The 12,815-nt window shown below is 57.5% G+C and carries 13 protein-coding genes; 3 read left to right on the forward strand and 10 right to left on the reverse strand.

All coding sequences use genetic code 11. The annotated features are described in order from the left end of the window. Positions 1–55: 55 nt before the first annotated feature. Positions 56–1,156 carry an alkene reductase gene (locus tag AC3ZU9_RS12475; protein WP_122811024.1) on the reverse strand — a complete coding sequence of 367 codons (1,101 nt, stop codon included), beginning with the start codon at positions 1,154–1,156 and terminating at the stop codon, positions 56–58. 147 nt (positions 1,157–1,303) lie between these two features. Here AC3ZU9_RS12475 and AC3ZU9_RS12480 point away from each other — a divergent pair, with 147 nt between their 5' ends. Next, the gene (locus AC3ZU9_RS12480) at positions 1,304–1,891 is read left to right on the forward strand and encodes a TetR/AcrR family transcriptional regulator (RefSeq protein ID WP_122811101.1); all 588 of its coding nucleotides are present in this window, start codon (positions 1,304–1,306) and stop codon (positions 1,889–1,891) included. Between the two features lie 36 nt (positions 1,892–1,927). Here AC3ZU9_RS12480 and AC3ZU9_RS12485 read toward each other — a convergent pair whose 3' ends face one another. The 4 genes from AC3ZU9_RS12485 to AC3ZU9_RS12500 form a co-directional block, all read right to left on the reverse strand. Beyond that, positions 1,928–2,653, reverse strand: a complete 726-nt coding sequence (locus tag AC3ZU9_RS12485; protein WP_224795860.1) for an SDR family NAD(P)-dependent oxidoreductase — start codon at positions 2,651–2,653, stop codon at positions 1,928–1,930. Between the two features lie 51 nt (positions 2,654–2,704). Next, positions 2,705–3,973, reverse strand: coding sequence for a carbohydrate porin (locus AC3ZU9_RS12490; RefSeq protein WP_122811022.1), 1,269 nt, complete (start codon positions 3,971–3,973; stop codon positions 2,705–2,707). Between the two features lie 61 nt (positions 3,974–4,034). Then, positions 4,035–5,276, reverse strand: coding sequence for an MFS transporter (locus AC3ZU9_RS12495; RefSeq protein WP_122811021.1), 1,242 nt, complete (start codon positions 5,274–5,276; stop codon positions 4,035–4,037). 23 nt (positions 5,277–5,299) lie between these two features. Further along, complete coding sequence (locus tag AC3ZU9_RS12500; RefSeq protein WP_076953982.1) at positions 5,300–5,833, reverse strand: 2,4'-dihydroxyacetophenone dioxygenase family protein; 534 nt, start codon at positions 5,831–5,833, stop codon at positions 5,300–5,302. Positions 5,834–6,074: 241 nt separating this feature from the next. Here AC3ZU9_RS12500 and AC3ZU9_RS12505 point away from each other — a divergent pair, with 241 nt between their 5' ends. Continuing rightward, positions 6,075–7,049 carry a helix-turn-helix domain-containing protein gene (locus tag AC3ZU9_RS12505; RefSeq protein ID WP_490090793.1) on the forward strand — a complete coding sequence of 325 codons (975 nt, stop codon included), beginning with the start codon at positions 6,075–6,077 and terminating at the stop codon, positions 7,047–7,049. A 23-nt stretch (positions 7,050–7,072) separates the two neighbouring features. Here AC3ZU9_RS12505 and AC3ZU9_RS12510 read toward each other — a convergent pair whose 3' ends face one another. The 5 genes from AC3ZU9_RS12510 to AC3ZU9_RS12530 form a co-directional block, all read right to left on the reverse strand. Further along, the gene (locus AC3ZU9_RS12510) at positions 7,073–7,816 is read right to left on the reverse strand and encodes an SDR family NAD(P)-dependent oxidoreductase (RefSeq protein WP_122811020.1); all 744 of its coding nucleotides are present in this window, start codon (positions 7,814–7,816) and stop codon (positions 7,073–7,075) included. Positions 7,817–7,865: 49 nt separating this feature from the next. Continuing rightward, positions 7,866–8,720: an alpha/beta fold hydrolase gene (locus AC3ZU9_RS12515; RefSeq protein ID WP_122811019.1), complete on the reverse strand. Its 855-nt coding sequence runs from the start codon at positions 8,718–8,720 to the stop codon at positions 7,866–7,868. A gap of 72 nt (positions 8,721–8,792) precedes the next feature. Next, positions 8,793–9,779: an acrylyl-CoA reductase (NADPH) gene (gene acuI / locus AC3ZU9_RS12520; protein WP_122811018.1), complete on the reverse strand. Its 987-nt coding sequence runs from the start codon at positions 9,777–9,779 to the stop codon at positions 8,793–8,795. A gap of 35 nt (positions 9,780–9,814) precedes the next feature. Continuing rightward, positions 9,815–10,108 (reverse strand): putative quinol monooxygenase, encoded by a 294-nt coding sequence (locus tag AC3ZU9_RS12525; protein WP_122811017.1) that lies wholly within the window; start codon positions 10,106–10,108, stop codon positions 9,815–9,817. Then, on the reverse strand, positions 10,101–10,493 hold the full coding sequence (locus AC3ZU9_RS12530; protein WP_122811016.1) for a hypothetical protein: 393 nt from the start codon (positions 10,491–10,493) through the stop codon (positions 10,101–10,103). Before AC3ZU9_RS12530 ends, AC3ZU9_RS12525 begins: the two co-directional genes overlap by 8 nt. A 260-nt stretch (positions 10,494–10,753) precedes the next feature. On the opposite strand from AC3ZU9_RS12530, the gene AC3ZU9_RS12535 reads away from it, so the two are divergent. Then, entirely contained in the window at positions 10,754–12,604 is a 1,851-nt protein-coding gene (locus AC3ZU9_RS12535; RefSeq protein ID WP_490090794.1) for a polyurethane esterase, read from the forward strand. The last annotated feature ends 211 nt before the right edge of the window (positions 12,605–12,815 follow it).

Here is a 12,815-nt window from a genome sequence, read left to right on the forward strand (position 1 = left end):
TCATCTCTTTTTCAAGCATATCGATTGGGGTGATGCGCAAAAAACAGCGGTGTGCTCAGTTCGCAGCAGCGCTCGATTCGGCAAGCGTCGGGTAGTCGATATAGCCCGCCGCGCCGCCGCCATACAGCGTGGCGGGGTTGAAGGCGGCTAACGGCGCACCGGTCTTCAGTCGTTCCACCAAGTCGGGGTTACCAATGAAGGGACGACCGAAGGCGATCAAGTCGGCCTTGTCGTCGTTGACTCGCGAAGTCGCCAGCGCCACGTCATAGCCGTTGTTGGCGATGTAGGTATTTTTGAAGCGCTGGCGCAAGGCGCCGAAATCGAACGGCGCCACATCACGTGGCCCGCCCGTAGCGCCTTCGACCACGTGCAGATAAACAATGCCAATTTCATCCAGTTGGTCGACGATGTAATCGAACTGCGCCTGCGGATCGCTGCTCGAAACGCCATTGGCTGGCGACACCGGCGACAGGCGAATACCCGTGCGATCCGCACCAATTTCGGCGACGACCGCGGCCGTCACTTCGAGCAATAAGCGCGCTCGATTTTCGATGGTGCCGCCGTAGGCATCGGTGCGTACGTTGGCGCCATCCTTAATGAATTGATCCAGCAAATAGCCGTTTGCACCATGGATCTCTACGCCATCAAAACCCGCTGCAATAGCGTTTGCGGCGGCTTGTCGGAAATCGTTAACGATGCCGGGCAGCTCGCTGATGTCCAGTGCGCGCGGTGGGGAAACGTCCTCAAAGCTGTTGTTGACGAATACTTTAGTCGCCGGGCGCAGTGCAGAGGGGGCAACCGGCGCTGCGCCATTTTCCTGCAGGTCAACATGCGATACGCGGCCGACATGCCACAGCTGCAGCACAATTTTCCCGCCTTTTGCGTGCACCGCATCGGTGACTGTGCGCCAGCCATCTATCTGCGCCTGTGTGTAAATCCCCGGAGTGTCCTGATAGCCCTGACCCTGTTGAGAGATCTGTGTGGCTTCTGAAATCAGCAGGCCGGCGGATGCGCGCTGACTGTAATAGGTCGCCGCGAATTCGCTGGGTACGAAGCCTGCGCCTGCACGGTTGCGCGTCAGCGGCGCGAGGACGATACGGTTCGACAGTGTGAGGGCGCCAAGCGTGTAGGGCGTAAACAGATTCTGATCGGTCATGTGATGTGTCTTCCGAGGCCGTTGCTGAAATGGATTTGGCTTGTCGTTATGATGGTGATCATAATCTAAACTGTCAATAAATTTGATTGCGCTCAACATCTATGTACTATGGATGCATGATTCTTTAGCTGACCCGAGGTATTGCAGGTGAGAGTTACCAAGGCCCAGTCGCAGGCAAATCGCGAACGCATCGTCGAGACGGCCTCTGTGTTGTTTCGTGAACGAGGGTTTGACGGTGTAGGTTTGGTGGATCTAATGGCGGCTGCCGGACTCACCCATGGAGGTTTCTACAAACATTTCGGCTCCAAGGCTGAGTTGATGGCCGAAGCTTCGGCTAACAGTCTTGCCCGGTCGTTGTCCGATGCCGAATCGCTCGATGTGCAGGGGTTTATCGATTTGTACTTTTCGAGGGACCACCGCGACGGGCGTGGCGATGGTTGCACCATGGCAGCATTGTGCGGAGACGCGGCGCGTCAGCCGGACGAGTTGCGAGGCGCATTCGCCGATGGCATAGAGCGCACATTGAGCGCGCTGGGAGAAGGATATCCAACCACCGAAGAGGCGGCACCGGGCGAGGTAAGGGCGAAGATGATCGACATCCTCGCCCATGCTGTTGGCGCGGTCATGTTATCGCGCGCTTGTCCGGATGACTCGCAGCTTTCCGATGAAATACTTGAGGTTTGCCACGCTCGGATGACTGCTGCTTTGCCTGTATCGCCATCGAGCGAGTCATAGGGTGAATCAAGGCGCGCCTGTGAGGCGATGCTGACTTCAGATAGCGGTGGTCAGGTAACCGCCATCCACCGGCAGCACCACACCGGTTACAAAGGACGCCGCATCTGAAGCCAGGAAGGCAATCACCTTGGCGACCTCCTCAGCACTGCCGAAGCGTTTCATGGGCGTACGCGACAGCAGGCGATCTATCCTCGGTTGATCATCGATTTTCGCCAGCAGTGGGGTGGTAATCCATCCCGGCGCTACAGCGTTGACGCGAATGTTGTCAGGGGCGTAGGCCTCCGCCAGGGACTTCGTGATTTGGACAATCGCGCCTTTGGCTGCCGAGTAAGCCACGAGTTTGCCCCCGCCAAAGTAGGAGAACATCGACGCGATGTTAATGATCGACCCACCTTGCCTGGCCAGCAATGGATACGCCAGGTTGATAAGGCGGTAGACAGCGTTGAGTTGCACCGACAACACCTGGTTGAAGGCGTCCCACTCCATCTCCTTTTCGCCCAGGGTGCCACCCGCAGCCGGTACCAGAATATCCAGGCGGTCCAGGCTTTGGATCACGCCTTTGAGCGCTTGATCGTCGGTGACGTTAACCTCGCGAAGATCAAGCTCAACTCCCTCAGCGACGATTGTCGCGTCGGCGCCCAAGCCGATCGCCACGACCCTGGCGCCATGCCGGGCCAAATACTCGGCGGTCGCCTGGCCAATCCCGGATGTGCCGCCGCTGACGAGCGCGACCTTGCCTTCAAACAGAGTGCTGCTGAACATAGTCATCATTACCTCACGGAGTCAGTTAAACGTTTTATTCAAGGCACCGGCTTACAGACCCAGTACCGAACCCACATCCAGCACCACCAGCAGGCCAACCACAAAACCGTTGTTGCTCAATTGCGTCGCGCCCGGGTTGTAGAAGTTGTCCGGGTTGATGATGTACTGGATGCTCGGCTCGATCGCCAGGTGGCGGGTCAAGGCAAAGTGGCCGTTGGCTTCCACTGCGTAGACATTGCGCTCACCCAACTCAGGATCGCCACCGGCCGCCGTGCGCAGGCGTTGTTGGAACTGCAACTGATGGTCGTTGACTTGCAGGTAACTGGCTTTGAGATTGAGCTTGTCCTGCGCCCGATCAAAGGGGGCAAGGTAGGTCAGCCCAGCTTCGGCGAAATGGCTGAAGGGTTGTTTATCGTCAGCCGCCGCCGACAGCGAACCGAATACCTGCACGCCTTGCTGCCCGCCGCGCCAGAGCGTCTGGCGAAACTTGAAGAAGCCGCCGGCTGTGCCGTGGTCGCTGGCACCCGTCAACGGGTCGACCTGGTTGGACGAGTTGAAATACGCGTTCAATTCGTACTGGGTGGTGTCATCGCCCGGCTTGCTGCCAATGCCCAGCAGAAAGCTGGTGCCACTGGCGTCGTCGGTGCTGAAGTCCAGGCCTTTGCGCTTTTTCAGGTAGTCCACCGGGTTGGATTCAAACGCACCCGCGTGCACGTAAAAACGCGGGTTCACTTGATACTTCAGATAGCCGCCCCAGGCACCGAAGGGCGGCGGCAACATGCCGCTTGAGGCGTCCAGGATCGGGTCGTTGCAGGTGACCCCCGTTTCGCAGTTATAGATGTAGAAGTACCGCCGGCCATTGGTCCGTCCGACGTGCAGGTCGAGCTGACCATCGAGCCATTTTTGCTCGTAGGTCAACAGGCTCAACTGATTGCTGGCGATGTCATTGTGCAAGGGCGCACCGCCAAAATAGCTGCCGACGGCACCTTGCCATTCGCCCCCGGTCGGTTGGCCGGTACCGTTATCGAGGATAAAGACGGTTTGTTCGAAATGCAGGGCTGCGCCGTCCAGGCCACTGAGCGTGGCGAGGTTAACGTCTGCGCCGATGTATAGGTCACCGCTGTTGCCGAAGCTGTAGGGCCGTGGGCCGGTGTCGAGGTTTTTCATCGACAGGCTCGTGAATTGCACATGGGGCTGGATGCCGTAGCCTGCCAATTGCTCGCCCAGGCCGGCCAGTGGACCTTCTCGGTCCAGTGCCCAGGCTTGGGGGTAGGTAAACACCAGGAATAAAAACGCGTACAAACGAAGAGTAGGGTGCATGGTCTGGGACTCATTTTATTGTTGTTGTGATGAGCAAATGGAGCAGCGTGGTGATCTCGGATCACGCACGCTGTGTGCAGGCTTGCATTGATCGGCGTTGCAGCACGCCAGGTGCGGTTTCCTTGAGCAGCAGGGACAGCCCTGCTGCCAACAAGGCGCCGCCGCAGGAGATCCACATCACAATCGACAACCCGAACTGATCGGCAGCGAACCCGGCAACGGTCGGCGCCACGAACCCGCCCACCAGTTCGCCAACGCCCATGATCATGCCCAGCGCCGTGGCCATGACTTCACGCGGGACGGTTTCAGCCGGAATGGTGGACATGAACAGCGTGAAGCAGCCAAGCCCGGTGAAGGTGAGCACCATCAGCACGCCGAGTATCATCGGCGACGGCGCAAATAGCAGGGCTATCGGGCAGCAGGCAGCAACCAGCGAGAACAGCACCAGCGTCGGACGGCGGCCGATACGGTCGGAGATGCTGGGCACCACAAACCCCCACACAACCCATGCCGCACCCAGGCAACTCATGATCGTGCCCATGCTCGGTGCGCTGTAACCGCGGACGCTGACCAGAAACGTCGGGGTAAAGGAGATCAGGATCACGAACCAGGTCAGAAACACGCAACTGATCAATGTGCACAGCACGATGTTGCGGCTTCTAAGCAGTGCCAGGCGATGCCCGCTGAGCTTGACGTCACTCACTGGAGCCTGACGAGGTTCATCCTGACGCACATAGCGCCAGATGAGCCATGCGATTAGCAGTCCTGGCAGCAGCGACACAATGAACGCATGTCGCCAGCCGTAAGCCTCGGCCAGGGCAATCAATACCGGCGGGCCGATTACTGCGCCCAACAAACCCGCTGCCGAACCTTGCAGCAGGCCCATGTTCAAGCCCCGGCGATGCGGCGATGACTCCTCCACCATCATCGATTGAGACAACGGCAGGATGGGGCCCTCGGCCAACCCCATGATGGCGCGAAACAGCAACAGGCTAAGGAATCCCGCGACCAGCCCCGAGAGGGCCGAGCACAGCGAAAAGAGGATGACCGCCGCAATCAGCAGCGGCTTGCGCACCCCCCGACGATCCGACCACGCACCGACCAACGTGCCGGAAATCGCCCATGCCAAGGCCAGCACCGAGGACAACATGCCGAGGTGGCTGTTGCTCAGATGCAGCTCTTCAGCCATGAACGGAAACAGGAACGACAGCGCTAGACGATCGAAAAACACAAAACCAAACGTCAGGAACAACACGCAGAGCAGGACATTTTCATAACTGGCTTTATTATTGTTGTGAGCCATGATGGTTCTCCGCAGCACGGGGTTTAACGGAATAGACGGTCCACTGCATCAGCGCCGAGTCCGACCTTTTCGTAGTGTTCACGGCACAGGGCAATGTAGGAGTGCACGTCGAAGTAGCCGGTGGACTCGCCTTGCTCGTCGAGCCAGATCAGTGGCCCCTTGACGATGAAGAACACGCGCATGGGTTCCTCATGTTCATAGGCCACCAAAGTGTGACCCTCGCCGGGCGTCTCATAAACGAAATCACCGGCGGTGGCGGTCCAGTCGTGCTCCAGGTAGCCCCACTTGCCCGACAAGGTGTAGGCGAACACTTCGTGCGGGTGGTAGTGGCGATTGACCAGGCCGGCATGGCTGGACATCAAGATGTCGCACCAGCGGTTTTCGCTGGGGGAGATCCACAGAGGGCGTGAAGAAACCGTCTCGGTGAAGGGCACGTAGAGCCGCAAATCATCACTGGCGGCATTCGGCAGGTAAACCTCAGGCTTGGCGTCGGGCTTGAAGCAGTTCGCGATGGGCTGCAGGTCTTTCCAGAATTCGTTGCGGGCTAATTCGGGCATGTTGGGCCTCTGATTGTTGGAATACAGGGGCCACTCTAGGGAGAACGGGGAGCTGCGGTTTGATCGAAACTGACGTCATTGTTGTCTGAATCGGACGGATATTTTCAGTTCATCGGTTGCCGTGGTTTTGTATCGGCTACCGATTGACAGCGTGCTTGGGTGGGCGGTTAATGGGGCGCTGCAGGCCCGGTAATTAGCCTTGTGTGGGGCCGAGTAGTTAATAAAAACGAGAATAATAAAAATGACCCGAACCGCCGCCTTGCTTGATACCCAGCGTGCCAGTACCGATGACCTTCCGCTGGATCAGCGCGTGGCATTCTGGGAGCAGTACAACGCATCGACGCTGGTCGGCCTGAAGTGCTCTTCCTTCAGTGAAACCGGGTTCAGCGCGCGGGAGGACAATCTGAGTCTGGATCGGCTGCGGGTCGCCTATATTGCCGGTACCCAGCACGTCATCGAGCGTGATGGTTCAATGATTCGCACCGTGCCCAAAGAGTCGGTGTTCGTATCGCTGGTCATGGGCAGTGCGTCGTTTTTCTTTCAGAACGGCAACTGCCATCTGCTGGAACCGGGCGAGATGATGGTGTATCGCACCGACAAGCCCTACCTGTTCGGCTTCTCCGCTTCGATGCACAAGTTTATCTTCGATATCCCCCAGGACGTGTTTGCTTCCCGCTGTCTGCGCCGCTTTGATCACGCCGTGAAGATCAGCGCACACACCGGCACACAGCGTTTACTGCTGAGGACATTGAGTGAGCGCACCGGCGGTTTTTTCGAGCAGCCGCTCAGCCAAGGGGCGGACAATTATCAAGAGGATGCTCTTGAGCTGCTGGGGACTATCATTGCGGGTCAGATGGGCAACCGCCGGATCAATGCACTCAGTGCGTCCTACTTGTTGGCCGCCAAGCAATGCATCCTCGAGCAACTGTCCGACCCTGCATTGAGTTGTGAGCGGGTGGCTCATCAAACCGGCGTCTCCACGCGACACCTGGCCAGGCTATTTGCCCTGGAAGACACACAACCCCATCGTTTTATTTTGGAAAAGCGCTTACAGGGCGCGTTCCGTCTGCTGAGCCAGGCGGACAGTCGCGGGCTGGACATTGCCGAGGTCGCCTATCGCCAAGGGTTCACCAGCCAGGCGCATTTCGCCAGAGCCTTCAAGGCGCACTATGGACGCACGCCCAGCGACGTGCGCGCCTCGTCGGTCGGCGTATAGCGCCCGGGCTTCGGCCGACGCAGTTACCAGTTTTCCTTAAAGGGCCTCAGGTCCAGCTCCTGCGTCCAAGCCGATCTCGGCTGGCGGTGCAGCATCCAGTAGTTCTCGGCGATAGCGTCATAGCCAAGCAGACCGTCTGCCGCGGCCAGGGTGACTCTGTCGGGAAAGGCGGCCTGAAGCCGGTCGCCAAGGATGCCGCCGTCGATAACAACATGCGCGACGTGGATCCCCTTCGGGCCGTACTCGCGGGCCATACTCTGCGCAATCATGCGCAATCCCGCTTTAGCTGCAGCGAAGTGGGCATACCCGGGCTTGCCGCGCAGGCTGCCCGAGGCGCCCGTGAAGATGACTGTTCCACGGCCCAATGGGGCAAGGTGGCGCGCAGCCTCACGCCCGACCAGGAAGCCTGCGTAGCAACCAACGCGCCAAAAGTCCTCGAACTGCTTAGAGGACAGCTGCGTGAAATCGATGAAGGCATTGTTCCCTGCGTTGGAAACAACAACATCAGCGGGCTCGCGGCCTGGCCCTGGGTTCATGGCGCGGTCGAACGCGGCGATCACCTGTGCTTCGTCGGTCACGTCGATCCGAAGCGCTTCGGCACTGCCAATACCCGACGCGGCAATATCGGCCACCACCTCATCGATCTTGGCCGAGGTACGCCCTGCCACGATCACGTGGTAGTCCTCGCGCGCGAAGCGCTTGCACACGGCACCGCCGACACCGCGCACCGATCCCACGCCGAACACGATGGCAGTTGGCCGATTCATTTCTTTGTCTCCATCTGTTTATCAACTTGATAGTCGTCTTTGCATCGCTTCAGTCATTGAGGAAGCGTAACGCCGCGAACACGAACTCGTTGTGATACTGGAAAATTCCGCCATGCCCGGCATCTTTGTAGATGATAAGTTGTGAGCCTCGAATCCGACGCGCCAAGTCGTCACTGTTCACCGTGGGCACCATGATGTCGTTGTCACCATTGGCGATCAGTACTGGGACTCGGATGCGGCTCAGATCCTGGGGTGCCTGCCGTCCCCACGCCTTGATCGCCTTCAATTGGCGAAGGAACGCGCCGGGCGTCGGCCCTTTGTCGCGATCCATTTTGCGTTCTTTCAGCCGCTCTACGAAGGCTTTCGCGGCTTGCCGACCATTTGGTGTGGAAGTAAAGAATAGGTAGATCTTCGGATCTCGCAGGCTCAATAAGCCTTTGAGCATGAGCGGCCAGGAAACCATCCCAACCTTGTCGATCCCTTTGCCGCCCGCCGGTCCTGTACCGGTCAGTATGAGGCGCCGAACCAGCCCAGGGACTTTGAGCACGATATCCTGTGCCACGAACCCGCCCAGGGAAAAGCCGAGCAAATCGACCTTCTTAAAACCGAGTGCTTCGATGAGCGCAATCACATCGCGGGCCATCGCATCGACGGTCACGGGTGACGTTCCACCTGAAGCACCGATCCCCTGATAGTCGATGGCGATGATACGATGCGTGCAGGCAAGTCCGTCGACGATTCGTGGGTCGAGGTTGTCCAGAACCGCGCCCCAGTGGTTGAGCAAGATCAGTGGCACGCCACTGCGCGGCCCCAGGTCCCTGTACGCGAATGCAGTTCCGCCAACATCAATGGATCGAGTGGGCGTTTCTATATAGCGCATATTCAATCCTGGATGCTTATTCATGGGCGCATCTTCTCTTTTGAGTCTCATGTCGCGCGGCGAAGCGAGAGCAGTGAAGTGCCGCCAAATTGACAGTCACGCGTTCACATCGACGATAGTGCGCCCCTGAACCTTCCCTGCGAGAACACCGCTCGCGACGTTAGAAACATCAGCGAGGCCAACCACCTTCGAGGTTCGGGCAAGCTTGTCCAGATCCAAGTCACTGGCAAGGCGCGACCAAGCCTGCAGCCGTATCTGCTGCGGCGCGTTGACCGAGTCAATGCCGGCAAGGGTGATGTTGCGCAGGATGAATGGGAGCACAGTGGCGGGCAGATCTAAGCCCTGTGCAAGCCCGAACGCCGCGACCACGCCACGATACTGGGTCTGTGCGAGCACGTTAGCCAACGTATGGCTGCCGACCGAGTCAATGGCGCCCGCCCACCGTTCTTTGGAAATCGGTGCGCCCGGTGCGGACAAGGTGTTACGGTCGATGATCTCGTGTGCGCCAAGCGCGCGCAGGTAATCGGCTTCATCAAGCCGCCCGGTCGATGCGATCACGCGATAGCCCAGTTTGGACAGCAGGGCGATTGCCACCGATCCTGAGCCACCATTGGCACCCGTCACCAGGATATCGCCGCGCTCAGGCGTCAGGCCGCCATGCTCCAGCGCCAGCACGGCCAGCATCGCGGTGTACCCTGCTGTGCCGATAGCCATGGCATCGCGGGCCGAAAAGGCTGCCGGAATCTTGACCAGCCAGTCACCGCTCACTCGTGCCTTTTGGGCGAAGCCGCCATGGTGAGTCTGGCTGAGTCCCCACCCGTTGGCCAGCACACGGTCTCCGGCCACGATGCCGGGATAGGTCGACGACTCTACGACACCGGCAAAGTCGATCCCAGGAATCAGCGGAAACTTACTAATGATCGGTGACCGGCCACTGAGCGCCATCGCATCCTTGTAGTTTACCGTTGAGTACTCGACCGCGACGGTGACGTCGCCTGGCATCAGATCCTCGTCCTCAAAGTCGACCAAGTTGGTTGAAATGGTGTCGCCGGTCTTGCTGGCGAGCAGTGCCTTGAATGTCATCGTCTTCTCCTGGTCAGGTGACCCTATGCGTTGTGCTAAATGAGTTGACCCAGCTGGAAAACTTTGGGTTCGCCCGCGAGTAATCGGGGGGCCTTCGCAAAGAAGGCTTGGACTTCAGGCTTTCGCTGGTGAGCATCGGAATCTGCCTTGCTTTCCCAGATCTCATAAAGGATCCAAGTCGTCTCTCCAACCACCTGATGGTAATTGAAGGTGATGACGCCCTTGTCATTGCGCGTCCCGGCGACGCTGTCCTGGACCATGGCCGCGAACTCGTCGGCATGTTCCGCCTTCACGGGCAGGATGACACACAGTGCATATTGCTCAGACATGACGTTCTCCGTTGATTGAACTCGAAGGGTTTTCTGCCGTTTGGTCTGAAGACCCGCGGGCGCGGCGCTTCAAGAAGGAGGGGGGGCGCCTGACAAGAGGGCAGGTACGCGCGTTACGGGCAGAGGAAGCAACGCCGCGGCCGTTGTAGAGGATGAACTTGCGGCTTTCAGCCACACCGTCGGTCAGCAGTGGATTCAAGTGATCCATGCCGCCATGGAAATACTGGGCGAAGAGCGCAGTGTGCTGTCCGCTGGAAGTGTTGCTCCAGCGGCGACGGGCAAACCTATCGCTTTGCGATTCGACGAGGCGGGTGGGTACGGTCAGATAGGTGTCGCTCATATCGAGAACTCTTCCCGAGGCAAGATTCTTAATGATGTCGATCATAATCTTGGTTGTCAATATTTTTGATTTCGATTGACATCAATATGAGCTGTGGAGTTAGATGGCGTGCCTAGGGAGTTTTTGGAACGAAGGTACCAAAGCTGAGAGCCGGCAAATCGGGCGCGTATCGTTGAGATCGCGTCAATGCCTCGCGGTATTTCTTTTTGGTGGCGGTTGTACTCGGACCTCTAGATCGTTGCTGTCGATTGATTGTTCTTACACATGAATAATCCTGAAGAATAAAAATAATAGGACATACTCACATGGGAATATTTGACTACAAAAACCTCGGCACCGAGAGCTCCAAAGCATTGTTTGCCGATGCCATGGCCATAATGGTGTACTCCTATCACAATATTGATAGCGGTTACTCCGCTGGTTACCAGCAGTACGGCCTAGGCTTTGGACTTCCAGCAACACTCGTCACAGCAGTGATTGGAAGCAATGACTCCCAAGGTCTGGTACCGGGTATTCCCTGGAACCCCGACTCAGAAAAAGCTGCCCTGGCATCGGTCAAGGCCGCAGGCTGGAATCCCATCAGCGCTACCACCCTATCTTATGAAGGCAAGGTTGATCAGAGAGGGACTTTTTTCGGTGAGGCGTCTGGTTACACCACTGCCCAGGCCGAAGTGCTCGGCAAGTATGACGAAGCAGGTAAGCTCACCAGCATCGGTATCTCTTTTCGTGGCACGTCCGGACCAAGGGAATCATTGATTAGCGACACTCTTGGCGATGTGATCAACGACTTAGCGGTCGGCTTCGACCCAACGAGTGCCAAAAATTATACTAATGAGGCTTTTGGCAAGTTACTGGGTAACGTGGCCGCTTATGCCCAGGCCAATGGGCTGAGCGGCCAGGATGTGGTAGTCAGCGGCCATAGCCTTGGGGGGGCAGCGGTCAATAGCATGGCTGACCTGAGTAATGATCATTGGTCCGGTTTTTATCAAGATGCCAATTATGTGGCTTATGCGTCCTTGAACCAGAGCGCCACAGGCAAAGTGCTGAACGTCGGCTATGAACAGGACCCAGTGTTCAGGTTAAACGATGGTTACTCGCTGAATTCTTCATCGCTAGGCGTACATGACAAACCGCAGGAGTCAGCGACTGACAACATCGTCAGCTTTAATGATTACTACGCTTCGGACCTATGGAATGTGTTGCCAAATTCCATCCTCAACCTGGCAGCGTGGTCCACTCATGTGGCCATAACCTCCGGATACAACAATGGAATGACTCGCATCCTAGAGTCGAAGTTCTACGACCTGACCAGCAGAGATTCGACCGTCATCGTTGCTAACCTGTCTGACCCTGCCGCGAAAACTACCTGGGTTCAGGATCTCAACCGTAATGCCGAGCCCCATAAGGGTAGTACTTTCATCATCGGCACCGATGGGGCCGACCTGATTCAAGGGGGGAAGGGTAACGATTATCTTGACGGGCGCTCCGGTGACGACACCTTCCGTGACGGCGGCGGCTACAACATCATTCTTGGTGGCGGCGGTCACAATACCCTGGACTTGCAGCAGTCGGTTAAGAGCTACTCCTTCGCCAATGATGGTGCAGGGACCTTGTACGTGCGTGATGCCTACGGAGGCATCAGCATTACCGAGGACATTGGCGCGGTAGTGGGTAAGGAAAGCAGCTGGATCCTCTTTAGTAAAAACGTGACCCATAGCGTCACCGACAAAGGCCTACTGGCAGGCACAGACCTGACGGCTTACGCGTCATCGGTCAAAGGGGACTTTGGTAACAACGTGCTCATCGCCCATAACGGCGGTGACTGGTTGTTTGGCCTGGATGGCAACGATCAGCTTATCGGGGGCAAGGGCAATGATGTGCTGGTCGGCGGTGCCGGCAATGATCTGCTTAAAGGGGGGGCGGGGACGAACACCTTCCTGTTCACTGGTAATTTTGGTCAAGACCGCATTGTCGACTACAAAACCACTGACAAGTTGGTTTTTATTGGCGCTGAAGGAGTGGGAGAGCATTACAGCTTACAAGATCATGCCCAAACGCTCGGGAATGATACGGTATTGAGCTTTGGCAACAGTTCAGTGACCCTGGTGGGAGTTGGGTTGGGTAACTTGTCAGCCGATGGAATTACGATCACTTGACGTCGTAATAGCTGAGGGAGATCTATCTAGGGAGTCGGGAGAACAACGCGTTTCCTGACTCCTCACAACTACCCAATAGCTCAGGGAAATTAAGCAACATGGCTAAGACCACTCCCCATGCTCCCCTCTTCAAAGCGCTGGGTGAATACAAGAGCATTTTGATCAGCGTCGGTTGTTTTACCGCCTTGATTAACCTGCTGATGCTGGTGCC

The sequence above is a fragment of the Pseudomonas sp. A39 genome, from assembly GCF_058145955.1.

Coding starts and splice junctions, on each gene's coding strand:
- AC3ZU9_RS12475 (WP_122811024.1), bottom strand. CDS start 1,156: ATGACCGATCAGAATCTGTTTACGCCCTACACGCTTGGCGCCCTCACA.
- AC3ZU9_RS12485 (WP_224795860.1), bottom strand. CDS start 2,653: ATGTTCAGCAGCACTCTGTTTGAAGGCAAGGTCGCGCTCGTCAGCGGC.
- AC3ZU9_RS12490 (WP_122811022.1), bottom strand. CDS start 3,973: ATGCACCCTACTCTTCGTTTGTACGCGTTTTTATTCCTGGTGTTTACC.
- AC3ZU9_RS12495 (WP_122811021.1), bottom strand. CDS start 5,276: ATGGCTCACAACAATAATAAAGCCAGTTATGAAAATGTCCTGCTCTGC.
- AC3ZU9_RS12500 (WP_076953982.1), bottom strand. CDS start 5,833: ATGCCCGAATTAGCCCGCAACGAATTCTGGAAAGACCTGCAGCCCATC.
- AC3ZU9_RS12505 (WP_490090793.1), top strand. CDS start 6,075: ATGACCCGAACCGCCGCCTTGCTTGATACCCAGCGTGCCAGTACCGAT.
- AC3ZU9_RS12510 (WP_122811020.1), bottom strand. CDS start 7,816: ATGAATCGGCCAACTGCCATCGTGTTCGGCGTGGGATCGGTGCGCGGT.
- AC3ZU9_RS12515 (WP_122811019.1), bottom strand. CDS start 8,720: ATGAATAAGCATCCAGGATTGAATATGCGCTATATAGAAACGCCCACT.
- acuI (WP_122811018.1), bottom strand. CDS start 9,779: ATGACATTCAAGGCACTGCTCGCCAGCAAGACCGGCGACACCATTTCA.
- AC3ZU9_RS12525 (WP_122811017.1), bottom strand. CDS start 10,108: ATGTCTGAGCAATATGCACTGTGTGTCATCCTGCCCGTGAAGGCGGAA.
- AC3ZU9_RS12530 (WP_122811016.1), bottom strand. CDS start 10,493: ATGATCGACATCATTAAGAATCTTGCCTCGGGAAGAGTTCTCGATATG.
- AC3ZU9_RS12535 (WP_490090794.1), top strand. CDS start 10,754: ATGGGAATATTTGACTACAAAAACCTCGGCACCGAGAGCTCCAAAGCA.